20 protein-coding genes and 1 CRISPR repeat array are annotated in these 24677 nt (G+C 38.6%); of the genes, 15 read left to right on the top strand and 5 right to left on the bottom strand.

From position 1 onward, the window contains the following. The first annotated feature begins 8 nt into the window (after nucleotides 1–8). The 4 genes from ACYSNQ_RS06830 to cydC are packed head-to-tail and all read left to right on the top strand — an operon-like array spanning nucleotide 9 to nucleotide 5911. The gene (locus ACYSNQ_RS06830) at nucleotides 9–1418 is read left to right on the top strand and encodes a cytochrome ubiquinol oxidase subunit I (protein ID WP_426082129.1); all 1410 of its coding nucleotides are present in this window, start codon (nucleotides 9–11) and stop codon (nucleotides 1416–1418) included. Further along, nucleotides 1415–2440: a cytochrome d ubiquinol oxidase subunit II gene (gene cydB / locus ACYSNQ_RS06825; protein ID WP_426082128.1), complete on the top strand. Its 1026-nt coding sequence runs from the start codon at nucleotides 1415–1417 to the stop codon at nucleotides 2438–2440. The genes ACYSNQ_RS06830 and cydB overlap by 4 nt, the downstream gene beginning before the upstream one ends. Then, nucleotides 2437–4170, top strand: coding sequence for a thiol reductant ABC exporter subunit CydD (cydD, locus tag ACYSNQ_RS06820; RefSeq protein ID WP_426082127.1), 1734 nt, complete (start codon nucleotides 2437–2439; stop codon nucleotides 4168–4170). The genes cydB and cydD overlap by 4 nt, the downstream gene beginning before the upstream one ends. Beyond that, nucleotides 4163–5911, top strand: a complete 1749-nt coding sequence (gene cydC / locus ACYSNQ_RS06815) for a thiol reductant ABC exporter subunit CydC (RefSeq protein WP_426082126.1) — start codon at nucleotides 4163–4165, stop codon at nucleotides 5909–5911. Before cydD ends, cydC begins: the two co-directional genes overlap by 8 nt. Before the next feature lie 166 nt (nucleotides 5912–6077). Here the strand turns inward: cydC and ACYSNQ_RS06810 are convergent, their stop codons facing one another. Beyond that, nucleotides 6078–7058 (bottom strand): polyprenyl synthetase family protein, encoded by a 981-nt coding sequence (locus ACYSNQ_RS06810; RefSeq protein ID WP_426082125.1) that lies wholly within the window; start codon nucleotides 7056–7058, stop codon nucleotides 6078–6080. Between the two features lie 128 nt (nucleotides 7059–7186). On the opposite strand from ACYSNQ_RS06810, the gene ACYSNQ_RS06805 reads away from it, so the two are divergent. Together ACYSNQ_RS06805 and ACYSNQ_RS06800 are read left to right on the top strand one after the other, a co-directional pair. Beyond that, on the top strand, nucleotides 7187–8089 hold the full coding sequence (locus ACYSNQ_RS06805; RefSeq protein WP_426082124.1) for a prenyltransferase: 903 nt from the start codon (nucleotides 7187–7189) through the stop codon (nucleotides 8087–8089). 31 nt (nucleotides 8090–8120) lie between these two features. Continuing rightward, the gene (locus ACYSNQ_RS06800; protein WP_426082123.1) at nucleotides 8121–9332 is read left to right on the top strand and encodes an NAD(P)/FAD-dependent oxidoreductase; all 1212 of its coding nucleotides are present in this window, start codon (nucleotides 8121–8123) and stop codon (nucleotides 9330–9332) included. A gap of 500 nt (nucleotides 9333–9832) precedes the next feature. On the opposite strand, the gene ACYSNQ_RS06795 is transcribed toward ACYSNQ_RS06800, so the two are convergent. The 3 genes from ACYSNQ_RS06795 to ACYSNQ_RS06785 form a co-directional block, all read right to left on the bottom strand. Continuing rightward, a complete protein-coding gene (locus ACYSNQ_RS06795; protein WP_426082122.1) occupies nucleotides 9833–10072 on the bottom strand; it encodes a hypothetical protein in 240 nt (79 codons plus the stop codon). 14 nt (nucleotides 10073–10086) lie between these two features. Then, nucleotides 10087–10782, bottom strand: a complete 696-nt coding sequence (locus tag ACYSNQ_RS06790; protein ID WP_426082121.1) for a CdiA C-terminal domain-containing protein — start codon at nucleotides 10780–10782, stop codon at nucleotides 10087–10089. A gap of 132 nt (nucleotides 10783–10914) precedes the next feature. After that, nucleotides 10915–11058, bottom strand: a complete 144-nt coding sequence (locus tag ACYSNQ_RS06785) for a hypothetical protein (RefSeq protein ID WP_426082120.1) — start codon at nucleotides 11056–11058, stop codon at nucleotides 10915–10917. 59 nt (nucleotides 11059–11117) lie between these two features. Between ACYSNQ_RS06785 and ACYSNQ_RS06780 the strand changes: the two genes are divergently transcribed. From ACYSNQ_RS06780 to rlmN, 9 genes are all read left to right on the top strand, one after another. Beyond that, nucleotides 11118–11621 carry a hypothetical protein gene (locus ACYSNQ_RS06780; RefSeq protein WP_426082119.1) on the top strand — a complete coding sequence of 168 codons (504 nt, stop codon included), beginning with the start codon at nucleotides 11118–11120 and terminating at the stop codon, nucleotides 11619–11621. A 22-nt stretch (nucleotides 11622–11643) separates the two neighbouring features. Continuing rightward, complete coding sequence (locus ACYSNQ_RS06775; RefSeq protein ID WP_426082118.1) at nucleotides 11644–12141, top strand: hypothetical protein; 498 nt, start codon at nucleotides 11644–11646, stop codon at nucleotides 12139–12141. Nucleotides 12142–12406: 265 nt separating this feature from the next. After that, nucleotides 12407–12778, top strand: a complete 372-nt coding sequence (locus ACYSNQ_RS06770; RefSeq protein WP_426082305.1) for a tyrosine-type recombinase/integrase — start codon at nucleotides 12407–12409, stop codon at nucleotides 12776–12778. A 117-nt stretch (nucleotides 12779–12895) separates the two neighbouring features. Then, nucleotides 12896–13319: direct repeats of the CRISPR family, unit length 30 nt; unit sequence ATTAACATTACAGTCTGTTTAGATTAAGAG. Between the two features lie 400 nt (nucleotides 13320–13719). After that, entirely contained in the window at nucleotides 13720–16104 is a 2385-nt protein-coding gene (locus ACYSNQ_RS06765) for a DNA translocase FtsK (RefSeq protein ID WP_426082117.1), read from the top strand. 489 nt (nucleotides 16105–16593) lie between these two features. Beyond that, entirely contained in the window at nucleotides 16594–17010 is a 417-nt protein-coding gene (locus ACYSNQ_RS06760; protein WP_426082116.1) for a YjdF family protein, read from the top strand. A 216-nt stretch (nucleotides 17011–17226) separates the two neighbouring features. Next, the gene (locus ACYSNQ_RS06755; protein ID WP_426082115.1) at nucleotides 17227–17928 is read left to right on the top strand and encodes a GntR family transcriptional regulator; all 702 of its coding nucleotides are present in this window, start codon (nucleotides 17227–17229) and stop codon (nucleotides 17926–17928) included. Nucleotides 17929–18111: 183 nt separating this feature from the next. Beyond that, nucleotides 18112–18861 carry an ABC transporter ATP-binding protein gene (locus ACYSNQ_RS06750; protein ID WP_426082114.1) on the top strand — a complete coding sequence of 250 codons (750 nt, stop codon included), beginning with the start codon at nucleotides 18112–18114 and terminating at the stop codon, nucleotides 18859–18861. Beyond that, nucleotides 18851–20680 carry an FtsX-like permease family protein gene (locus ACYSNQ_RS06745; RefSeq protein WP_426082113.1) on the top strand — a complete coding sequence of 610 codons (1830 nt, stop codon included), beginning with the start codon at nucleotides 18851–18853 and terminating at the stop codon, nucleotides 20678–20680. The genes ACYSNQ_RS06750 and ACYSNQ_RS06745 overlap by 11 nt, the downstream gene beginning before the upstream one ends. Before the next feature lie 483 nt (nucleotides 20681–21163). After that, nucleotides 21164–22234, top strand: a complete 1071-nt coding sequence (gene rlmN, locus ACYSNQ_RS06740) for a dual-specificity RNA methyltransferase RlmN (protein ID WP_426082112.1) — start codon at nucleotides 21164–21166, stop codon at nucleotides 22232–22234. Nucleotides 22235–22852: 618 nt separating this feature from the next. On the opposite strand, the gene ACYSNQ_RS06735 is transcribed toward rlmN, so the two are convergent. Next, entirely contained in the window at nucleotides 22853–24580 is a 1728-nt protein-coding gene (locus ACYSNQ_RS06735; protein WP_426082111.1) for a DUF4037 domain-containing protein, read from the bottom strand. Nucleotides 24581–24677 lie beyond the last annotated feature (97 nt).

Below are 24677 nucleotides of genomic sequence, written 5' to 3'. Positions count from 1 at the left end.
GGTGTTTTATGGATATTGTTACGTTGGCAAGATTCCAGTTTGGAATGACAACGGTATTTCACTTTTTCTTCGTACCGTTTTCCATCGGTGTTGCCTTGGTTGTAGCAATCATGGAATCGATGTACGTTTGGAAAAAGGATGAGCGCTATCGGAAGATGGCAAAATTTTGGGGGAATATTTTCCTTCTAAGCTTCGCAGTAGGGGTTGTGACCGGAATTATTCAGGAGTTTCAGTTTGGGATGAACTGGTCTGATTATTCTCGCTTTGTTGGGGATATTTTCGGAGCACCGTTGGCTGTGGAAGCACTGCTGGCTTTTTTTATGGAGTCAACTTTTTTAGGTTTGTGGATTTTTACTTGGGATCGCGTCAAACCAAAGGTTCACTTGCTGTTCATGTGGCTGGTGACAGGAGCTTCAATGCTCTCCGCGTTTTGGATTCTGGCTGCTAACAGCTTTATGCAGCATCCGGTAGGCTACACGCTGCGTAATGGTCGGGCAGAAATGACTGATTTCGGAGCTTTGCTGACGAATCATCAAGTTTGGTACGAATTTGCTCACGTAATCGCGGGAGCGATTACCATGGGTGGAATGATTGTTGCCGGACTAGCGGCTTTTCAAATTTTGAAAAAGCGGGATACAGAGTTTCATAAACGTTCCATGCGTTTAGGCTTAGTGGTTACTTTAGTCGGTTCAATCCTTGTTTTAGGTGCTGGTGATGCTCAGATGAAAGCATTGATTGACGATCAACCGATGAAATTTGCGGCGATGGAAGGAGCTTATGAAGATTCTGGCGATCCAGCTGCCTGGACCTTGATTGGCTGGGCGGATGAAGCGAAGCATAAGCAGGTTTTTGGTATTCAAATTCCTTATATGCTGAGTATTTTATCTTATAATAAACCTTCCGGTGCTGTAGACGGGATGGACACAGTTAACAAAGAACTGATTGAAAAATATGGCGAAGATAATTATTATCCGCCAGTCAACACTTTATTCTGGAGCTTCCGTGTAATGGCTGGTTTTGGCATGCTGATGCTGCTGGTTGCGGTGCTAGGGTTATTCTTTACGCGTAAGAAGAAACCTTCTCTTTATGAAAAACGCTGGATGCTTTGGATTATGGGGTTATGTACGTTTGCACCATTTTTAGCTAATACAGCTGGCTGGCTGATCACAGAGCTGGGACGCTATCCTTGGACAGTTTACGGGTTATTCAGAATTGAAGACAGTGTATCTCCTAATGTATCAGTGACTTCGCTTTTAATTTCGAATATTATCTATTTTATTCTATTTGCAGGTCTGGCAACAGTTATGATTTATCTGATTACAAGAGAATTGAAAAAGGGACCTGATTATGAAGAAAAAATGCTGGCACAGCAAACAGCCTCTTCAGATCCTTTTGACAGGGAGGTTTTCAGTAAATGAGTAATCTGCAGTTATTATGGTATGTATTAATTGGTGTCTTATTTTCAGGCTTTTTCTTTTTAGAAGGCTTTGATTTTGGTGTAGGTATGGCAGTTCAGACTTTGACGCATGACGATCATGAAAAAGATCAGGTTGTTGAAAGTATTGGACCGGTTTGGGATGGCAATGAGGTCTGGCTGTTGACAGCAGGAGGCGCAATGTTTGCTTCCTTTCCCTATTGGTACGCTTCATTGTTTAGTGGCTACTATCTAATTTTGTTTATTATTTTAGTGGGATTGATTATCCGTGGTGTTTCCTTTGAATTTCGTCATCGGATGCCTGAAGGACCTAAAAGAAATATTTGGAACTGGACCCTGACAATCGGCAGCTTTTTAGTCCCATTTTTCTTTGGTGTTTTATTTATCAGTATGATTCAAGGGATGCCAATTGATGAAGCAGGGAATATGTCAGCGGGCTTTACAGACTATATTAATCTGTTTTCACTAGTCGGCGGAGTGGCTCTTACCCTGTTGTGCTACCTGCACGGGCTAAACTATATCGCATTAAAAACAGACGGCCCAGTCAGAGAACGGGCGAAAAATTACGCCGAATTTCTATATTGGATTCTTTATGTGGGACTAGTTGTTTTTGCTGTCCTATTGTATTTCAAAACCGATTTCTTTGAACTGCACTTTATGACAACCCTCCTTTTATTGGTTGGAATTGTCGGCTTGACTGTGATTGCCAATATTAGTGTGTTTAAGAAAAAAGAAATGCTGGCATTTGTTGCAAGTGGTCTAACCTTGGTTTTATTGGTAGCGTTGCTGTTTAGCGGGTTATTCCCACGAGTAATGATTAGCTCTTTAGGCTCTGCTAACGATTTACTAATCGAGTCAGCTTCCAGCAGTCCCTATACACTAAAAATTATGAGCTGGATTTCTCTAACGATTTTACCATTTGTACTGGGGTACACGGCTTGGACATATTACGTTTTTAGAAAAAGAATTACCCATCCTCTCCATGCGGCGGGGTATGGTGAATGATCGATAAGGCAATCATGAAGATGCCTGAAACCAAACGAATGATGTTATTGCTTGCAGGATTTTCTTTCCTGCAGGCAGTCTTTATTATTGGGCAGGCGTATTATTTAGCAAAAGCGATTACTGGCTTATGGGGCGGCGGTTTATTGGAAGAGCAGTGGCAGTTTCTGCTGGGGTTCTTTTTATTTTACGCTGGTCGTCACATTATTACCTTTTTCAGGGATCAGCAGCTGGATAATTTTAGTTACAAGGCATCAAGAGAATTACGTGAGCAGCTGCTGACTAAAATTTTCCGATTAGGTCCAGTTGTTGTTCAAAAAGAAGGCACAGGAAATATTGTTACCATGGCTTTAGAAGGTATTCATCAGACTGAAAATTATTTTCAGTTGATTTTGATGAAAATGATTAATATGATGGTGATTCCCTGGATTATCTTAGCGTTTCTTTTTACGCTGGATATTCGTTCTGCGGTTATCCTGTTAATTGTATTTCCGATAATTATTGTATTTATGATTATTTTAGGTTATGCAGCACAAAGTAAAGCGGATAAGCAGTATAAGGCTTTTCAGCTGCTCTCTAATCATTTTATTGATTCGCTCAGAGGTTTGGACACATTAAAACTGTTTGGACTAAGCAAAAAGTATGCTGACAGTATTTACTCTACTAGTGAGCGTTTCAGAGAAGCAACTATGAGTACTTTGAAAATAGCGATTCTATCAACTTTTGCGCTTGATTTTTTTACAACCTTATCAGTAGCAGTCGTTGCCGTTTTTCTAGGTCTAGCGTTGCTAAATGGGCAGATTATTCTATTCCCGGCACTAACAACACTAATTTTGGCACCGGAATTCTTTCTGCCAATTCGTGATTTTGCTGGTGATTATCATGCAACACTGGATGGAAAAAATGCGTTTCAGGCTATCCACAGCGTGTTGGAGCTGCCGGAGGCTTCTCAGACAGAGCAGCTGACATTACCGGAATGGTCAGCAACTGATAAGCTTTTTGTTCAAAATCTTAGCTTTACTTATCCAGAACAGGAACGTTCGACTCTGAAAGAGCTTTCTTTTTCTGTTGAAGGACTGCAAAAGGTGGGAATCATCGGCGCCAGCGGCTCTGGGAAATCTACGTTGATTAATCTACTGACGGGGTTTCTTACACCGGAATCAGAAACAAGCTTCTTGCTTAACAATCAAGCCCTTCCTCATATGGCACAGCAGGACTGGCAGAAACAGATTTTATATATTCCACAAAATCCCTACGTGTTTCAGGATACACTGGCAAATAACATTCGATTCTATACGCCGGAGGCTACTGATGAGCAGGTTGCAAAAGTGATTCAGCTGGTTGGCTTGGATGAACTGACAGCTGAGCTGCCGAATGGCATTGAGACTGTTATCGGTGAAAGCGGCCGAATGCTTAGTGGCGGTCAGGCTCAGCGAGTTGCACTGGCACGGGCGTTTTTGGATGCACAGCGGCGAATTTTGATTTTTGATGAGCCGACAGCTCATTTGGATATTGAGACAGAAGTCGAGCTTAAAGAGAAAATGCTTCCGTTAATGGAAAATCATCTTGTGTTTTTTGCTACTCATCGGCTCCACTGGATGAAGGAAATGGATTTCATTTTAGTGATGAATGAAGGTCGTCTGGTTGAGTGGGGGACCCTTCCGGAACTGCTGGAAAAAAATGGTTATTATGTATCGTTGATACAAGAGATGAGGGGGGAAAGTGATGAATAAACTCCCGATAAATACAGCAGATTACCGAAACGATAAATGGGTAAAGCCTTTTTTGAAAAAGTATAAAGGATTATTAGCTGCTGCATTATTTTTAGGTTTTCTGACATTTTTTAGTGCTGGTGCATTAATGTTTAATTCCGGCTATTTAATCAGTAAAGCTGCCTCACTGCCTGAGAATATTTTAATGATATATATCCCAATTGTATTAACTCGGGCATTCGGCATCAGCAGACCGGTTTTTCGGTATATTGAACGACTGGTTAGCCACAACTGGGTATTAAAAATGACATCAGATTTACGTTTGAAGCTCTATTTAACTTTAGAAAAGAGAGCAATGTTTTTAAAGTCTGATTTTCAGACAGGGGATCTTTTGGGTTTACTTTCTGAGGATATTAATCATCTGCAGAATTTGTATCTGAGAACTATTTTCCCCACTGTGATTGCCTGGATTCTTTACACATTTATTATTATCGGTTTAGGATTATTTTCGTGGTGGTTTGCTTTAGCTATGCTGCTGCTTCTGGGAAGTATTGTTTTTCTGCTGCCGCTGCTTTCGTTAATAGTAAATGGTGCACGTCAGGAAAAACAGAAAGTTTCTAAGAATGAGTTATACAAGACATTAACTGATAATATTCTAGGTGTTTCCGATTGGATGTTTAGTCAAAGAGGTGCAGATTTTGTTGCATCCTATGAAGCACAGGAGAGGAAATTACGCGGACTAGATGAAAAGACAAAAAAGTTTGACCGAAGCAGAGATTTTACATTACAGTTGCTGTTTGGTTTGATTGCTTTAGCTGTCTTATCATGGACAGCATTCCGTTTTCCTGGAAATCATGGCGGAGCGGCTAACTGGATTGCAGCTTTCGTGTTAACTATTTTTCCACTGATTGATGCGTTTGCACCGCTACCTGCTGCTGCTCAGGAAGTGAATATTTATGGAGATTCTATTCGTCGTTTGAACGAGCTGCCGGATAATCATGAAGAAAGCAGAACACAGGAGCTAACGCCAGAGACCGTGGATATCAATATTAAAGAATTGACTTTTGCTTATTCAGAGCAGGAAAAAAATGTGCTGGATCAGCTGACGCTAACTATTCCAAGGGGCGAGAAGCTGGCTATTTTAGGGCGTAGCGGTTCAGGAAAGAGTACATTTGCTTCGTTGATTCGGGGAGACCTTCTTCCTACAGCGGGGCAGGTATTGTTGGGAGATGTTCCAACAGCGTTGTTTGGCGATCAGATTACCCAATGGATAGGTGTTATTCAACAGAAGCCGTATTTGTTTCGTACTACGATTTTGAATAATATCAGACTAGGCAATGAGCATGCTTCTGAAGAGGAAATCTGGCAGGTTTTAGAGCAGGTGGGCTTGAAAAAAATGGTGACGCAGCTGCCTGAAGGACTACAGACAATGGTTGATGAGGCAGGCCTGCGTTTTTCCGGAGGGGAACGCCATCGACTGGCGTTAGCAAGAATTCTCCTGCAAAATACACCAATTGTGTTGCTTGATGAGCCAACAACGGGTCTTGATCCAATTACAGAGCAGCAGCTTTTAGCCACTTTTTTTGAAGTGCTGCAGGACAAAACAATCATTTGGATTACCCATCATCTCCAAAGTGTACAATCTATGGATCAGGTCATATTCATTGAAAACGGCAAATTGACAATGAAAGGAACACCAGAACAGCTAATGGCAGAGAATGCTCATTACCAGCAGCTTTATCGTGTGGATCAGGGCTTGTAGCAAGCTGCTAAATGGAAAGGGCACCAAAAAAACGGTCTGTAAATCGCATTTTTTGGCGATTGGCAGGATTACAAAAAGAGAGGGACTAGACATCGATTGTCTCGGTCCCTCTCCTTAATTGTAAAGCTGCAAATTGAAATGAGAACAGCAGCAATAAAATAGGCTGTTAATAAGAACGGCCTAATAAAAGTTCAGTTAGCATTTTCAATTGTTTCGTGCTGTCACACGGAGGTAGTTTTTCAATATCTGAAAGGGCTTTTTCCGTCATTCGACCGGCAAACTCTTTTGCCTTACTTACACCGTTGAGCTGATGGACAAGTGCTGCCACTTCATTTGCTTCTTCTACTGTAATCAGCTCCTGCTTATCAAGATAAGGCGCTAATAAACTGCTGTGTTCTTCCAAAGCAAAAATTAAAGGGAGTGTGTATACCCCTTGAGAGATATCTTCGATAGTAGGTTTTTTTAGAACAACTTCGGTAGCTGAGTAATCAAGAATATCATCATAGATTTGAAAAGCAATACCGATATGACGTCCGATTCTACTTGCTAGTTTTTCTACTTCCTTTGGCGCGTGACCAAAATGAGCACCTTCAATACAGCTGAGAGAAAAAAGCTCAGCCGTTTTTCCAGTTACGCTTCGCAAGTAGTCAGTAACAGTGATATGCTTATTGTAGCGTGTATACATTTGATCCAGCTCACCCAGAAGCAGGCGTTTCATCGAGTGGGCATTAATGCGAAGAAAATCCGAGCCTTTCATTGTATCTGCCAGTAAATCGAAAAATTCTGTAAATAGCAAATCACCAGTATAGACGGCTACATCCTTACCGTATTTCGACTGTATAGTCTGAGTTCCTCGGCGCAGCGGCGAGTCATCAATAATATCATCATGGACTAATGTAGCCATGTGTAGAATTTCCAAAGATGCAGCAATTTTTACTAGCTGCTGCTGATTCTGTTGTTCCTTATTGCCCATTTGGGCGAAAATAAAGAAAAAAGCCGGACGGAGCATTTTGCCGCCGGAGTGATTCAGCTCAAGCAGTGCTCGTTCGATTTCTTTATTGCGAATATTAATTTTGTTTTCAATCAGCAGACTTGTTTCAATCAACTGCTGCTGAACCAGTGGAAAGTGTGTCCAAAAATCCTTCATAACAAAGTAGTTCCTTTCAATAACTCCATACTATTGATTGTATATGATATTGAGAAATAAATACAGTAAATTATTCGATTCAATTATGAAGCATATTTTAGCTAAAAGAAAGGAGAGAGGAGTATAATTTGAATAGAGATATCTTTTTTGAATTAGTTGAATTAAAAGCAAAAACTGCTAGTGTCCTGCCATTTCTGCTAGGGTTGTGTTATAGCTGGTATCACTATCGCCAGACACATCTGTTGTATGTATGCATTTATTTTGTTGCAATGTTCATTTTTAATATGGCAGTTGATATTTTAGATAATTATAATGATTATCTTCATGCAAAAGAAGGACATGATTATAAAGAAAAGACGAATATTATCGGACGAGAGGGTCTTTCATTGAAACAGCTCCGCCATTGGATTATCTGGATGATTACTGGTTCAGCATTGATTGGCATTGCTCTTTCAGTAATAGTCGGCTGGCCGTTGCTGGCGATGGGTGTCTATTGTTATTTAGTCGGCATCTTTTATTCCTCAGGGCCGAAACCACTGTCCAGCTTACCTTTAGGAGAAGTATTGTCAGGAATTACAATGGGATTCATGATTACGCTGATTTGTGTTTACATTAATACTTTTGAAGAATTTCAATGGACACTGTCAACAATCGGCGAGGTTTTCATGATTTCTTTACCAAATACCTGTCTGATTGCCAATTTGATGCTGGCAAATAATATTTGTGATTTGGAAGAGGATGAAAAAAATCATCGCTTTACTTTGGTACATTACTTAGGAAAGGGTAATGCGTTAAAACTATTTGTTCTGCTGCAGGTGATTGCTTTTGCAGCAATTGCTTATAGTGTCTGGTCAGGCCTGGCACCAATTACGCTGCTTTTAACATTCTTAATCATTCCTTTTGTCTGGAAGCAGACGCGACAGCTTCTTCAGGAGCAGATAAAAACGAAAACATTTATTTGTGCGGTAAGAATTCTTGCAGCAGGTGCTTTCGCTCAGGTTGTTTTTTTTGCCATTGGTTTATGGCTGTAATAAATGAAATGTGTGAGAGGAGAGAATTAACATGAGTAAACAGGTCATCATCTTAGGAGCAGGGTATGCAGGACTGAGGGCGCTTCATGAACTACAAAAGGGAGCGGCAGATTTAAAAATTACATTGGTGGACCGTAATGCTTACCATTATGAGGCGACAGACCTTCATGAGGTTGCGGCAGGAACACAAACAAAAGACAAAATCAGCTATCCAATCAGTGATGTGGTAAAAGCCTCATGTACTACCTTTATTCAGGGAACTGTGGACAAGATCGATCCAGACAATCAGACCGTATTATTAGAGGACGGACAGGTACTCACGTATGATTATCTAGTTGTCGCCTTGGGGTTTGTGTCTGAGTCATTTGGTATTCCTGGAGTAGAAGAATATGCTTTACAGATGGTGGATGTTGCTACGGCAGAACAGATTCATCAGCACATCGAAGAGCAGATGAAGACTTACAAAGAAACCAAAGACCCTGAACTACTAAAAATTGTGGTCTGTGGTGCTGGATTTACTGGGATAGAACTGCTGGGCGCGTTTGTTGAAGGTCGAAAACATTTTGCGGAACTAGCTGGAGTTGAACCTGCGGCGATTGAGCTTTACTGTGTTGAAGCGGTCACCCGTTTATTACCGATGTTCAGTGAAAAACTGGCAGACTACGGTATCCAGCGATTAGAAAAATGGGGAGTAAAATTTTTAACTGGAAAACCAATCAAGGAAATTAAGCCCGATACGGTGGTTTATCAAGAGGATAAAGAAACAGGAGCTGTTACAGAGCTGAAAGCCAAAACCATTATTTGGACAACGGGCGTCAGCGGCAGCCGCGTAGTCGGAGCTTCCGGCTTTGAAGCAAAACGCGGCCGGGTGATGGTTAATCCAGATTTAACTGCACCAGCACATGAAAATGTTTATATCGTTGGCGACTGCTCCGCAGTCATGGATATGGCCAGCAACCGTCCTTATCCGACCACTGCTCAGATTTCATTGAAGATGGGGGAGCAGGCTGGCAGAAATATCAAGGCTCAATTGAAAGGTAAGGCGACAGAACCCTTCACCTTCCATTCATTAGGCTCAGTATGCTCTATTGGAAATACCCATGCGTTTGGTGAAGTTGGAAAAACCGAAGTAAAAGGCTATCCCGCTTCCTTTATCAAAAAAGCAATTATGGACCGTTCCTTATTAGAAACAGGCGGTGTAAAAGAAGTAATGGCGAAAGGCCGTTTTGATTTTTATCATTAAAGAGAACTGTGGCATCGACGATACCACGATGCCTCAATCTCTGTAATAACTTATGAATAGATTGTTGAATCGTATAAGAGGACGGCTTGAGTATATACTTAAGCCGTCCTCTTTGTGAATTTTTAAAGCTTTGGTATTATATTTTGTTTAGATTAAGAGCGTGGCCAACTAAAAACAACTGAGCACTATAATCACTTAACATTATACTCTGTAATCGTGACTAGAAATCATACTAAATCAGACTGAACTAGAGCGCTGATATATCAGTATTTTTAGTATTTAAGTAATCAGAATTAGCAATATTAAATTTTTAAACCGGAGTGTAAATCGGGATGCAAAAAATCAAAACATTAAGTAAAATTAATCAATAGAAAAACAACGGACGAACAGCTAACAGCTTTCAAAATATAAAGGTTGTTTTTTTGTACTAAAAAAGACCGCCCATTATTGAGCGGTCTAAATGCTTTGATTACCAATCTTGTGTTTGAATACCTTTTTATTTAAAAAATATTTTCTTCCAAAACATATTGATATTTTAGTTTACCTTCATCAAATACATATAATCTTTTACACACAGGGCATCTCCAAACATCTAATTTTGGAAAAGGTATATCTACAGAATCAGTCATTCCTAAATTAATTAACTCATCCCATTCTTTATCTGTATATACACGCAACTCTATATCATTGGGAGACATGCCATTGGACAAAACTTCTCCACATTTACATTGAAATCTCATATGCTATATTCCTCCTATTTTGATACTATCGTACCTTCTTTAGTCCATATCTCTACTTTACCAGGAAATTTCCCATTTGGATATTTCCCGGCTGCTCTAGCTAATATCTCTTCAGCCTGACTCTTAGTCAAACCCGCATCAATACCATTTATGATAACGTCATTTGCGTTTTGTTTAAACGCCTCTTGAATACGTTTCATACCTGTATTTGTGTTAGGATTTCCCAAGGTTTTCAATTCTGTTCTTACTCCATCAATTTTAAAATCAGGAGTTTTTATTCTAGCTTTTGGATCAACTGGAATTATTTCTACATCTTTACCTTGAGACCTCAATATATCTACTGCATTAATTTCCTCTTTAGTTAATCCATCTAAACTCCCTATCAACTTACCTTTAACTCCACTAGCTTTTTCAGCTTCGTTTAAATCGTCTACCTTATCAATAATCTTATAGTCCCCGACATCATTCAGTTTGTTGAATAATTTCAGCTCTTTTTCTGTTAACGATACGCCATCTAAAAGCTTATTGCCTAGTCTAACATTATCTAATAAAGCAAGCACCTTTTTCGCAGATAGTACCTCTAACACCGTCCAAAATCCTGCTTGCATCCATTCATCAAAGGTTAAGCTTTCACCTGTGACGGGGTCTCTTCCTAAAACAACCCTGTACAAGTCGTAAGCGCCTGAAAACTCGCCCGCTACGTTTAACATTCAATCTCAACGCCCAACCCTGAAACACTTTTTGCACCACGAAAGCCAGAGTTTTTTTTAATATAAGTGGGCGCCTCTTGTCGTCCATATGGTTTGAGTTTTGATCCTGAAACGTTCTAAGAGCTGTTTTATTTACTCGTGGTTTAAGTCATCAATGTCTATGATTAAATCTGTATCAGTAAGGAGATAACCCGCATCCTGAAAGCTTTCAAGGCTTTCAGAAACATCGACGTTATTGGCTGCGTGTTTTTCTCCCGGTAAGTATTCTATAGACAAAGTATTTACACCTGCTTTCTTTTTTGGTTTAATGAGTAATAAATATGTGAGGTGTTGTTATGAATAGAATGGTAGCATTTTTAATAAAGAATTTGGGAATACTTGTTAATGTAGGTCTTTTTTTTGTTTCCTTTTTTCTTGTTTCTAGTTTAATACTTGTAAATGGAATTATGGTTCTTGTGTTCGATCATTTTTTTCCTTATTATCCAGAAGAGCATTTTCTTAGATTCTTACTAATCTTATTTGCTTTATCCGTCTTTCTAAATATTCTATTGTTCAGAGGATATATGAAAGCTACTGAAATAAATTTCACAAATCAGTTTTCTTTAGTTATCGATATTTTCACAAGTACAATTTCATTTTTCCTATTTTCCATTAATTTTCTTGCTGATAGCTTAGTAAATACAACCCAGATTAATGTTTTCCTTTTTCTTATTTATCCTATAAACGTATCGTTTAAGATTATAAAATACTTTTTTTCATCTTCTGAGAAAGAGATGGAAAGCAGTGAACAAACGATTAAAATTAAAAATATTTACATGCCAAATCGAAAATATAAGTAACAAGAAAAGGAGATAAAAAATTATGCAAAAAGAAGTTGAAAAAGAAAAAGCAATTAAAAAAATTTTTGACAATTTTAGTAATGGTTATTTATTTAATCTATGCGGGGCTATTTTGCACTCAGCTTTTTGTGGAACACTCGTTATGCTTTCTTTAAGATTGTTCCCACAGGAAGTTATAAAAGAAAACTTTACTTTATACTTTTTTATCGTTTTTGTTTTAATTGTTTTTTTAGGTGCTCTATTTTGTTTGTTTTTCGATAAATTCATGTCTAAAGTAATTAAAACTACTGTTAAAAAATATAGTTTTTGGATTGATATGTTTGCTTCTTACGTTTCTTTTCTAATAATTTTGATTATTGTTTTAAAACTTGATTTTGATAGAGAATCTCTACAAGTTTTTTTCGTTTTTACTTTTCCTACTATGTCGAGTGTCAAAGCATACAATCATTTTAGAAAATCAGAAAAAGAAGCTATTCCCACCGCTGCAGAACCTTCTGACCGAGTTCATAATAATAATTAATATCAATCTTCCGGCTAAAATCCGGAAGTTTTTTATATCTTCATTCCATATCATCAGATGATCCGGAACATCCGGGAACCGAACTAAACCGCCATCGGCACGTTTTTTACAAAGATGAATACCATCTTTTTTTATTGGGAAAATTCGATTGATTTCATTGTATTTATTTCCATGTTTGTCGTATGCCCCCTTATAGGTGCCGCCTGCTTGTAGTACAATCTGGAAAAGTTTTGGATTGTCTAAGTTATTGCTTATTGTGTCTAATATGTCTCGATCATACACAATGCATATATTAAAACGATGGAAAATGAAACAAAGAGAACTACTTTTCTCATATGGTAAAAAGGATGTTGAAATGATTTTCACCACTCTTGACAATAAATTTATTTCTCGCTCAACAGTCTATTATCATTCAAATAAAGCAGCTAAAAGATTGAGCCTTGCGCCTATCGGGTGTCATGGATTCCGTCACACGCACGCTACTTTATTATTTGAGGCAGAAGGTACTACAATCAAAGATGTTCAAAACAGGTTAGGACATTCTGATATTAAGATAACATTAAACATATATACCCATGTTTCCGAAGAACGTAAAAAATCAGTAGTGGAAAATCTGCAGAAAATAGCGGATTTTTAAAACGAAGTGTAAATTAGGGTATGAATTTTACAGAAATAACATTTATAAAATGAAAAAACGTCCAATCCTTTGTAGCTCTATGGATTGGGCGAATGAATAAAAATTATTTTACTCGTCACTTATATTACACTCTGTTTAGATTAAGAGGATTGGCTGAGAAAATACTCAAACGGCTTTTCCTTTATTAACATTACACACTGTTTAGATTAAGAGACTGATTCTGCACCTCAGTTCAAGACACGTATTGAGATTAACATTACAGTCTGTTTAGATTAAGAGTTCTAGTCAGAATGATGTAATTCGAATGAATATTGAATTAACATTACAGTCTGTTTAGATTAAGAGGTTGCCGGGCTATTAGCGTACCTATTTTGTGAAAAATTAACATTACAGTCTGTTTAGATTAAGAGGTAAATAAAATTGTTTTGAAAGGAAGTAAATAGAAATTAACATTACAGTCTGTTTAGATTAAGAGGATTTCAATTTAGCGGGCTTGTGATCCTGAAAAATAATTAACATTACAGTCTGTTTAGATTAAGAGCCGCTACATTCTAACCCTTGGTATGACTGGTCTGAAGCAGCAGTTTCTGTCGACCTCGGTATTTTTCTTCTTTCACTACAAATATTAAGGCAATGATAACATAATGTCAATGATCCCAAGTGTTAATCTCAGCTTTCTTTAAGCATATGAACCCTGTGAACAGTGGTTTTCTAAGCGGTTATAAAAAGGGTTGACTAGAATTAAATAAGTCTGTCGATATCCCTGCTTATTTACAGTATCCAAGGTCGACAGTAAATAACTGGTGATACAAACTATATTTTTTGGTAATTTAAGGAAAACTGGTAAAGTTTTCCTTTTTAAATGGGAAAATCGAATGGGGGTACTTTTGTTCGTCTCTTTTTTTAGGTATAATGGTCTTTGTCGGAAAGAGGGAGGATTAATGGCACAGAAAAAGAAAACCAAGAAACAACAAAAGCAGCAGGAACAGCTGCGCTACATTTTTATTGGTATTTTTTTCGTATTCTTTGGTTTGTTGGGATTATTAAAATTAGGATTTTTAGGTATATTGATTGCGAATGGATTACGTTTCGCAGTTGGAAATACATTTTCTGCAGCAGCAATTCTGTTGATGCTCTACGGTTTTTCACTAGTCCTCTTTGGAGATAATTTTCCAATTAAGTCGGCTCGTCAGATTATAGGCGGTAGTCTAATTTATGTTGGTTTCTTATTATTCATTCACGCATACTGGTTCCGTAATATCAACAGTGCTTCTCCAAATATTATCAATACTACCTGGGATTTTCTAAAAATGGATCTCAGCAGGAATAGTATCAGTGAAAATGTCGGTGGTGGAATGCTGGGCGCGCTCTTGTATTCAGCCACACACTTTTTAGTTGCTCAACTGGGCAGTTATATCATTGCAGTGATAATCATAGCATTGGGAATTTTTCTGATTAGCAAGCTTGAGATTCAGCAAGTTTTAAACGGGATTCAGAGGCTTCGCAAGCTGCTTAGCAACATGTTTGCAAAAAGCGACGAGCGAATGGCGGCAAGAGCCCAGAAGCGTTCTGAAATGAAGCAGCTTAAGGAAGAAGAAAAACAAGAGAAAGCCCGAGAAATGGCAGAACAATGGCTTGAAAAGAATCAGGTTAGACCCCATACTGCAGGGGAACAGCTAGCGAAAGAAGAAATGGCGCTGTATACAGAGGCTGCTGAACAAGAGCCGGAACAGTTAACATTAGTTCCTATTGACAGCTTTCAAAATCAGGAGCAGCTGTCTCCTGATGATTACTACGGACCTGAACCGGAAACTGATTTTTCAGAAACGGAAGATCCGACAGATTTGGAGTTTGAAATTTCTGCTGAAACAGAAGACAGAGATTATCAGCTGCCTGTGTCTTCATTGCTGGATTCCATTCCAGCGGCAGATCAAAGTGACGAATACCAAAAAATTGAAAAGAATATTTCAGTTCTTGAGCAAACCTTTCAGAGTTTTGGTGTCGATGCCAAGGTTGTCAAAGCTAGTCTGGGACCTGCAGTAACAAAGTTTGAGGTTCAACCGGCTGTCGGCGTTAAGGTTAGTAAGATTGTCGGCTTAACAGATGACATCGCGTTAGCACTAGCCGCCAAGGATGTGCGGATGGAAGCTCCAATTCCTGGGAAATCTCTGATAGGAATTGAAGTACCCAATAATACAGTCAGTACGGTATCCTTCCGTGATGTTGTTGAAGCTCAGCCCAGCCATCCAGATAAGCTGCTTGAGGTGCCGTTGGGAAGAGATATTTCAGGTATGGTACAATCTGCTGATTTGACTAAGATGCCTCACTTACTGATTGCTGGTTCAACAGGGAGTGGGAAATCAGTCGCTATCAATGGGATTATTACCAGTATTTTAATGCGGGCAAAGCCTCATGAAGTTAAAATGATGATGATTGACCCTAAAATGGTTGAATTGAATGTTTACAATGGGATTCCTCATCTGCTAACCCCTGTTGTAACGAACCCGCGCAAGGCAGCTCAAGCACTGCAGAAGGTTGTTCAGGAGATGGAGCTTAGATATGAGAAATTTGCTGGAGCCGGGGTTCGAAATATTTCCGGCTACAATGACTTAGTGAGACAGAGAAATATTGAAGCTGGTGAAAACCATCCGATTTTACCGTTTATTGTCGTGATTGTTGATGAGTTGGCCGATTTAATGATGGTTGCCAGCAATGAAGTTGAGGATGCGATTATTCGCCTGGCTCAAATGGCGCGGGCAGCAGGTATCCATATGATTCTAGCTACACAGCGACCTAGTGTAGATGTTATTACTGGGATTATCAAGGCCAATGTCCCTTCACGAATTGCTTTTGCTGTATCAAGCGGAACGGATTCCCGCACAATTATTGATAGTAATGGTGCAGAAAAACTGCTTGGACGAGGAGACATGCTTTATCTGCCGATGGGAGAAAACAAACCAATCCGTGTTCAGGGAGCATTTATTTCTGACCAGGAAGTAGAACGAGTGGTCAGCTTTGTGACAGAACAGCAGGAAGCAGACTATCAGGAAAATATGATGCCGACTGAAGAAGTAGCTGCGGCACCGGGTGAGATGCCACAGGATGAACTATATGAAGATGCCAAGGCTTTAGTAATTGAAATGCAGACGGCGAGTATTTCACTGCTGCAAAGGCGTTTTAGAATTGGTTATAATCGAGCAGCGCGTTTGATTGACGAACTGGAAAGTAATCGGGTTATCGGTCCATCAGAAGGTAGTAAGCCGCGCAAGGTTTTTGTTGAAGCGGAGCCGGAAGAAGAGCCGCCATTCCCGGAAGAAGAACAGTAAAAATAATAATAGTGGAAGCAAAAGATTAAGCTTGGAAGAATAAGCTGAAAGAATACTAGAATAGTTTTTATTCGTTTCAACTCATGTCTGTTTAATGTTGAAAAGGCTACTCTAGCGTTTTCATTAATTGGATTTTTTAGAACTGGAACAGGGTCGGATTGACTCATGTTTCAGTTCTTTTTTATTAAAAGAGAATATTTTTCAACAATTAACCTTCTTATTAAATTCTCACAATCTAGCTTTTGCTAGAAAAAGAAAAAAGAGTCTCTATATACCGTTTTTCTTAAGATTTATTAGACAAAAAGCATAAGTTAGCTGTTATGTTTCTTCTTTTTATTAAAATCAAATTGCATTCTGCTTCATTTATTGTATGATAGAGATAAGAGCATAAAAACACGTTTTGGTTGGTAGTCCAAAAGCAGTAATTGTCAGTAACCTTCCCTCCTGGGTCGTCCATTGTTCTTTTTCCAAACTAAGGGAGGAAGCAGCGTGGAACTAACAATTTATTTTAATGGTCAGTATTGGAGCGGGTTGGTAGAGTATGTGGATAGTGAACAGCATTTGAGAGTCTATCAGCATATATTTGGTTCGGAGCCTAAGGATGAAGAGGTGTACCAATTTGTAATTACACAGTTGCCTGTACTTTTGGAGCAAGAATGGCATAGTCAGATAAAAAAAGAACAGATAGAAAAAAAGCCTATAAATCCAAAACGTATTCAACGCATGATTGAGAAACAGAAGAGGCAGCCGATTTTATCCACAAAATCTCAAGCAGCAATAGCAGAGCAGCAGGAAAGCTTGAAGCTTTTGAGAAAACAGAAAAAGCGGAAACGGACAATTGAGAAGAAGCAGCAGATTTTTGAAAAGAAGCAGGAAAAGCGTTTAGAAAAGCGAAAGGGACATTAGAGCATGTCTAATTTTCCTGTGGTGTGCTAGCTATTTAAAGGTAAAGTTTTTCTGGAAATCGTTGTTTAATGATGTGTCTGTTAGTAGTTGTTGTTCTGTTTTATTTAAGCGTAGAGAGTTTCTATAGATACAAGAGCAATAGTGAGAAGGAATAGAAAATTTATTTTAGCAGCAGCTGAAACCAGTTATTGATTGACCAAGTCAAGGGGGAGCATGATGAGAAGGAAAAGCGTTTTATATCTAGATGTGGCGGAACAATTAAAAGCAGATATTATAAGTGGAAAGTATCCAGTTGGTTCACTACTTCCTACAGAATCTGAACTCGAAGAAATATTTGAGGTAAGTAAAATAACAATACGCCGTGCAATTGAAATGCTTGCAGATGAAGATTTGGTAGCGAAAAAGAGCGGAAAGGGTACAACCGTTTTAAGTAATCGTCCCTATAACAAGCTGTCAAAAGCAGGAACGTTCACTGAGTTTTTAAATGAATCTGGTTTGAATGTTGTGAAGAAAAACCTAACATTGGATGTTATCAACCTAACAGAGGAGGCTGCCGCCTATAAATATATAGGGAAAAAAGCGGTTAAATTTTCCAGAGTCTATACATTGGATGAACAGCCGTATATTTATTTTGAGTACTTTCTGCCAATAGAACTTGCGGATGTCTCAATTGAAAGCTTTGAAAAGGAATCTCTGTATCGTATTTTGGATCAGCACAAAATAGAAATTTTTCGATTTGAGGATAGTTTTCAGATTATTCAGCTAACTGATTGGCAGCAGGAGATTTTGGATACAACAGAAACAGTTGGGTTGAAACGGATTCGACGTTCTTTTGGCAGACACGATCAAGTTGTCGAATACTCTGAAGCAATCTATAATACTGAAATGCATCCATATGTTATTGAATATGAAGCATAGTTAAAAACTGGAATCAGCAGGCAGGCTCTTTAGCATAAGGAGCCTGCTTTTTGCTGTCAAAAAACTATTTTTACGGCTTTACAAGTGAATATGACAAAAATGTAAGCACAATGTTATTCCTTTCAATTGTTAAAAAGACCAGATTTTCATAGAATGAAGTAGAAAGAAATGGAGTGATTAAAAATGCTGCAAGTTAAAAATTTAAGTAAAACATATGGTGATGAAATCAAATATCAAGCATTAAAAGGGCTTGATTTAACTGTTGAGGATGGAGAATTTATCGGAATTATGGGACCTTCCGGCAGTGGTAAAAGTACATTTTTAAATCTGTTGGCGACAATTGACCAGCCTACTTCTGGAGAAATAGTATTGAACGGCAAAAACCCTCATAAACTGGATCAGGAGGCAATCGCTAAATTTAGACGGCGGGAGCTGGGCTTTATTTTTCAGAGCTTTAACCTGATGCCTACTTTGACTGTGGAAGAAAATATTGTTTTGCCTTTAACTTTAGATGGTGAAAAAATTAATGTGATGAAGAGAAAATTGCACCAGCTAGCTGAAAAATTAGGTATTGCACCATTATTAACAAAACGGATTGGAGAAATATCCGGCGGACAGGCACAGCGTGTGGCTGTTGCTAGAGCGATGATTCATCAGCCGCAGCTGTTGCTGGCTGATGAACCGACGGGGAATCTGGATACTAAATCCTCTAAAGATGTAATGAAGCTCCTACAGCAGCTGAATAGAGGAGAGCAGGCAACTATTCTGATGGTTACCCATGATCCTTTGGCAGCCAGCTATTGCCAAAGAATTGTGTTCATCAAGGATGGTGAATTGGTTGGTGAAATCAAACAACAGCAAGGACAAAAACAATTCTATGATGAGATTATGACCAATCTTGCAATGATTGAAGGTGTTGAGAATGAGTTTTAGTCAATTTGTAATCCGCAATACAATCAGAAACAGACGGCTGTATTTAGCCTATTTCCTAAGCACACTATTTGCTGTGATGGTTTTTTTCACCTTTACTGGTTTTGCTTTTCATCCGGCATTATCTGATGGATTAAATGCCAGTGCCCAAAAAGGGATGATGGCTGCGGCAATTATCATTTATGGCTTTTCTTTTTTCTTTGTACTGTATTCGATGGATGTGTTTATTCAATCGCGTAAGAAAGAATTCGGGGTATTAATGATTCAGGGCATGAGCCCTAAACAACTGAAACGCATGATTTTTATTGAAAATCTAGTTATTGGTTTTTTTGCAACAATTATTGGCAGCATTGTAGGAGTAGGTTTTTCCCAGTTGATTTTATTCCTCAGCAACAAGCTGATACATGTTAGTCTTAGTTTCTATTTTCCATTACAGGCAATGATAATAACTCTAATCTCTTTTTCCATTTTATTTTTAGCTATTTCTTTTTTCATTCAGTTTCGTTTACCAAAGCTCAAGCTACAGACGTTACTGAAAGCTGGAGATATGGGAAAAGGGACAATCAAGGGTTCATTTATCAAAGGATTATTAGCAATTATACTAATTGGCATCGGTTATGGTGTAGCACTGCTGTCACCAGGTCAGCTGGTTCCAATAGTTATGCTGCCGGTGATTTTTCTGGTTGTTTTGGGAACGAGGTTTCTGTTCAATCAACTCAGTGTCTGGAGTATTGAAAAGCTGAAGAGTAAAAGACAGATTTTTTGGAAGAAAACCAACATGGTTGTCTTTTCGGATTTGGCCTTTCGTATGAAAGATAATGCTCGCTCCTTCTTTCTCGTATCCATCATTTCAACAGTTGCTTTTGCGGCTATTGGGACCCTTTACAGCTTTCAACAAATGATTTTAGGGTCAGTTGATTCTATGCCGTATGAATTTCAGCTATCTGGTGAAATAGCAGAAACAGCACCGATTGATACTGCCTTTTCCGCATTATTGGAGCAAAAAGGCATTCAGGTGCAACGGGGTGACTATAAGACATATACGGATCAGAACCATGTAAACTTTATTAAAGAAAGTGACTACAATCGGTTGGCAGAAATTGCGGGACAACCCAAGATAGTGGTTAACGGACAAGCAATTCAACTGTTATTTGATACAGAGTTTGGTTCAGGAAATGAACCAGAAGCGGTCACTCAGGTTCAATTGCCAAATCAACAGCTTTTAGCAGTACAGAAGCAGGAAAAAGAAACTATTTTGCCAGTATTCAGTACAACAGTTGTTGTCCCTGATGCGACTGACTTAGATACATTGGGTTACACTCAGGGAACAGTTTGGCAACCGCAGGATCTTTCACGAGAAGAATTAATTGATCTGGGAAAATCTCAGGAAGGTAATTATCAGTTTTCTGCAAAAACCTATTCTACACAAATGATTTTAGACAGCTATAAACCCATTTTATTTGTAGGTATTTTCATTGGAATTGTCTTCTTTGTCTCTGCCGGAAGCTTCCTTTACTTCCGCTTATACAGTGATATGGATGTCGATGTAGAGAAGTTCAGAATGATTTACAAAATGGGATTAACGAAAAAAGAATTGAAAAAAATGATCAATCAGCAGGTGGCTATTCTCTTCTTTACACCAATTATTGTTTCAGTTATACATGGTGCAGTTGCACTGACAGCCATGTATCATATATTTAATCAGGGAATGCAGCTGGCAGGTTGGCAGGTATTGGGTGTATTCATTTTGATCCAGGCCGCCTACTATCTAATTGCGAGAATCTTCTACTTTAAAAAAGTCTATCGGCTTATTCAAGCCTAATTGGCTGCCAACATGTTAGTGGTTGAATTTAAGCGTTTTTTACAAAAGAAGCTTTTCCCAAAAGGTTATGAACGCTAGCGCTACTTTTTTTGCTGGTACTGGGTGAACAGGCTGTGTTCTTTGGTTTTTCTGAAAGTGTTTTTTTAAAATCATCAGGTATCTGAGGCAAGGGCGGGCTTGGAACAATATAAATTCCCAGATTCTCAGTATGTCTGGGACCAAAATAATGGCGGTCCAAAAGCCGCCTCTTCAAAAATAAGCCATACTATATTGGAAATGTAGCTATTTTCGTTTAGTATGGTTTATTGCTGAAAAACACAGTGATGTATGAGCTGATGTTGAACAGTATCTGCCTGGTTCTTGAAGCAAAACACTTTGGCTTAACCTCTTCTTTTTCCTATCTTGAAAATAAGAGAGCTGTTGCAATGCAAGAAAGAATGGGTTATAGTATGAATCGAAGTCTTGATGAAATGAGGAAAACTAGTGGAAAAGATATCCATTTACGGGTTGACTAAAGAAGAGCTGATCAACTGGTTTATTGAAAACGGTGAAAAGAAGTTCCGGGCTACACAGGTTTGGGAATGGCTGTACATAAAACGTGTACGCACGTTTAGTGAAATGACGAATTTATCTAAAAATTTAATTACTATACTAGAAGAAAACTTTATTATTAATCCTTTGCGACAGGTAATTATTCAGGAGTCAAAGGATGGCACAGTAAAATACTTGTTTGAACTGCCGGATAAAAACATGATTGAGACAGTTTTGATGCGCCAAGAATATGGTCTTTCTGTTTGTGTGACCACGCAAGTTGGCTGTAATATTGGCTGTACCTTCTGTGCCAGTGGATTATTGAAAAAGCAGCGGGATTTAACAGCTGGAGAAATAGTTGCACAGATTATGGAGGTTCAGCACTATTTTGATGAGCGTGGACAGGATGAACGAGTGAGCCACGTTGTCGTGATGGGAATTGGTGAGCCATTTGATAACTATGACAATCTGATGAACTTTCTGCATACAATCAACGATGCCAAGGGCTTGGCTATTGGGGCACGTCATATTACCGTCTCAACAAGCGGTCTAGTACCGAAAATCAAAGAATTTGCCGATAATGGTTTACAGGTTAATCTCGCGATTTCCCTACATGCACCAAATAATGATGTTCGTACATCCATCATGCGAATTAACCGCAGCTTTCCGATTGAGAAACTGATGGAAGCAGTCGATGAGTATCTGGAAAAGACTAATCGGAGGATTACCTTTGAATACATTATGCTGAACCATGTGAATGACCGAAAAGAACATGCTCAGCAGCTGGCAGATTTGCTGAAGAATAAGAAAAAGCTAACCTATGTAAATCTGATTCCTTATAATCCTGTAAGCGAACATGATCAGTACAGCCGCAGTGATAAAGCTGACGTGCTGGCATTTTATGATGTGCTTAAGAAAAATGGAATTAACTGTGTTATTCGCAGAGAGCATGGCACAGATATCGATGCTGCCTGTGGACAATTGCGTAGTAAGCAAATAAAAAAAGAAAAAGCAGCTAAATAAGGCGGCATAGTTACTATTCAAAAAAGATAAATTAACAAGCGGGGACTGAAACATTCGTCAAATTGATGATGTTCCAGTCCTTAAAAATTGTATAAACGGTATTCCAATGATTCATACTGCCTCAGGACTCCAGCAGCGAAAAGGTATGCAGGGAGAATGATAGACGAAAAAGCAGTTCCATTAGAAAGAAGCCGAAATATATTGAGAATAGTTGCTTAAGGCTCTCACCTTAGTTCCTATTTTCAGTATATTCCGGCTTTTTAATGTTTAGTACGTAGTCACTCATTCTGCGTTCTATACGAGCTGCTTGTGCAAATTGGCCAAACGAGTGACTAAATTCTCTCCAGTATTATAGGCGTATAAGATAGACAGTTTAAAGCAAAGCAAGGGTTGTTTCTGAATAAGTGCAATATTCTCCACGTAAATAAGTTTCTATGAAAGTGTTTTTTGCTTGTCATTCTTCGAATAGAGGTGCCATTGAGAGTTTTTTGAGAAAATGAAATTTGCCAACTGACTCTGACAAAGGGCTTTTCCACCGATATTTTCCTTAGCCTAAAACTAAAATAAATCCAGAGTAACTGCTTTTCTGGTAAGTTCTTTTCTTAGTTTTTAGTGTCCTTATAATACCCATGAATTTCCTCTTTTTAGCTGAGGATTTTTGATTTTTTCCATTATTTCTTCTGCCTGGTAGGTTAAGAAGCTAACATTAGATTGAGAAAGACCCTCTGCATTGAAATAGCTGACTAAGCGTCTGCACATAGTTTCTATCAGCTCTTCTTGATTATTCTCTTTATTAACCAGCAGCAGATTTAAATCGTCCGTAGTTTCTTGACCAAAAAGAGGACAGCTGGAAAGGGAACGTTCTACCCATTTGTAAAAAGGTAAATATCGTCTGTTGATTAGATGGACGCATTCGCTATAGTAGTGAATAAATTCTCCTAGTGCAGCCTGCGCACCAATTTGATTGTTTCTTTTTAGACATCGAAAATAGTTATATTGTCCTGATTGTGCAATTTTATTACAGCAATAGGCCATTTTTTTGAGGCGGATATCTTCGGGATAATAGGCTAGTAACTGTTTTCTAAAGGCGGTGAACTGTCCTAAATTATCCATGAAAACCTGACCATTAGTAGCGATAGAAAGAAAATCCTGAGGAATACGCAGCCACTCTTGAATGGTTTGTGGAACTGACTCACACAAGGTGAAATTCTTATAAAATTCTTCAATAGAATAGACATCCAGTTGAGCTGTCAGCGACGAAGATATAGTAGTTATTTCATCGATATATTCCAGATATTTTTGTCGCGGCAGCCATAAGCAGCATCTTGTTTTGAAGTCATGATCTCGCGAATAGGCATCATCAAATTCGTAGCATTCAGACCCCTGACCGACTAATCCAAAAGCACAGAAGGGGAAAATCTCTGGTAATTTATTCTGAAACAGCGCTAGTACTTCAGTTTCAAAAAAATGCCGGGCAGCCTCCATTCCATAACCACCTCTGTCCGTTTCACAAGGGATGGAAGAAGCCGCTTCAGCGATAGCTTCTTTTTTTAAGATACTATTCAGTGTTTGAATATGCCCTGTAACTGCCTGATAATCCCTGCTTTCTTCACCGTAGGTGTCCCTAATCAATTTCTGACTGACCTCATAAAGACTTAGGCTTTTAGAAAACTCCCCTCGTTTATAAAAAACACTGGCCATATTATTAAGTATAACTGCATACAACGGATGTTTTTTGCCTACTGTATTTCTCAGAAGCTCTTCTGCTAAAACCAAATAGGATTCTGCCTCCGGCTGTTTCGTTTGTTTACAAATTTCAAAAAGATTGTTGTAGCTGATTGCCAAAGGAACAGCTAATCGAGGTGAATCTTTAATAAGTTCAACAGCATTCATCAACAGTTGATAGGCTTGTTTGTACTCACCCATATTTTGATAAACAAGAGAAAGATTATTGCACAGACTAGCATAAGGATAATCAAATAGATTTAGGTTTTCGTATAGTTCTTTTGCCTGTAAAAATATTTTTTCGGATTTTACTAGTGAGCCCTGTGCTCTTAAAACATTCGCCAAATTTGTCAACGTAGTGGCGTAAGCTTCTGAATGACGGGAATAGAACCAGTCAATTAAATCCAATGCTTCAGTCAATGCTTCAACAGCCTTTGGATAATTGCCGGTAACACGCAGTGCACCTCCATATTCATTAAGTATCTCAATTGTTTTTGCTATTTTCTGTTCCTGCTTTGCCGCAGCTAATGCTTTTTCCAGCGGAATCAGCATTTCTTTTTCGTTTCCTTCACGCCAATAGCTGTGCGCTTGAGCCAAATGTTCTTCTATACTATTACTCATCAGCCTTCACTACTCCTTTTTTAGCTCTTGAAAACTATGAAACTTGCCCGAATATCCCGATAATACGCACTAGTGCAATTAATGGTAGCGCTTACTT

The sequence above is a fragment of the Enterococcus sp. LJL51 genome (assembly GCF_054871795.1).
Note: the sequence above shows the minus strand (reverse complement) of the source record. Positions and strands in the feature narration are given on the sequence as shown.

Coding starts and splice junctions, on each gene's coding strand:
- ACYSNQ_RS06830 (WP_426082129.1), top strand. CDS start 9: ATGGATATTGTTACGTTGGCAAGATTCCAGTTTGGAATGACAACGGTA.
- cydB (WP_426082128.1), top strand. CDS start 1,415: ATGAGTAATCTGCAGTTATTATGGTATGTATTAATTGGTGTCTTATTT.
- cydD (WP_426082127.1), top strand. CDS start 2,437: ATGATCGATAAGGCAATCATGAAGATGCCTGAAACCAAACGAATGATG.
- cydC (WP_426082126.1), top strand. CDS start 4,163: ATGAATAAACTCCCGATAAATACAGCAGATTACCGAAACGATAAATGG.
- ACYSNQ_RS06810 (WP_426082125.1), bottom strand. CDS start 7,058: ATGAAGGATTTTTGGACACACTTTCCACTGGTTCAGCAGCAGTTGATT.
- ACYSNQ_RS06800 (WP_426082123.1), top strand. CDS start 8,121: ATGAGTAAACAGGTCATCATCTTAGGAGCAGGGTATGCAGGACTGAGG.
- ACYSNQ_RS06795 (WP_426082122.1), bottom strand. CDS start 10,072: ATGAGATTTCAATGTAAATGTGGAGAAGTTTTGTCCAATGGCATGTCT.
- ACYSNQ_RS06790 (WP_426082121.1), bottom strand. CDS start 10,782: ATGTTAAACGTAGCGGGCGAGTTTTCAGGCGCTTACGACTTGTACAGG.
- ACYSNQ_RS06780 (WP_426082119.1), top strand. CDS start 11,118: ATGAATAGAATGGTAGCATTTTTAATAAAGAATTTGGGAATACTTGTT.
- ACYSNQ_RS06775 (WP_426082118.1), top strand. CDS start 11,644: ATGCAAAAAGAAGTTGAAAAAGAAAAAGCAATTAAAAAAATTTTTGAC.
- ACYSNQ_RS06770 (WP_426082305.1), top strand. CDS start 12,407: ATGTCTCGATCATACACAATGCATATATTAAAACGATGGAAAATGAAA.
- ACYSNQ_RS06765 (WP_426082117.1), top strand. CDS start 13,720: ATGGCACAGAAAAAGAAAACCAAGAAACAACAAAAGCAGCAGGAACAG.
- ACYSNQ_RS06755 (WP_426082115.1), top strand. CDS start 17,227: ATGAGAAGGAAAAGCGTTTTATATCTAGATGTGGCGGAACAATTAAAA.
- ACYSNQ_RS06750 (WP_426082114.1), top strand. CDS start 18,112: ATGCTGCAAGTTAAAAATTTAAGTAAAACATATGGTGATGAAATCAAA.
- ACYSNQ_RS06745 (WP_426082113.1), top strand. CDS start 18,851: ATGAGTTTTAGTCAATTTGTAATCCGCAATACAATCAGAAACAGACGG.
- ACYSNQ_RS06735 (WP_426082111.1), bottom strand. CDS start 24,580: ATGAGTAATAGTATAGAAGAACATTTGGCTCAAGCGCACAGCTATTGG.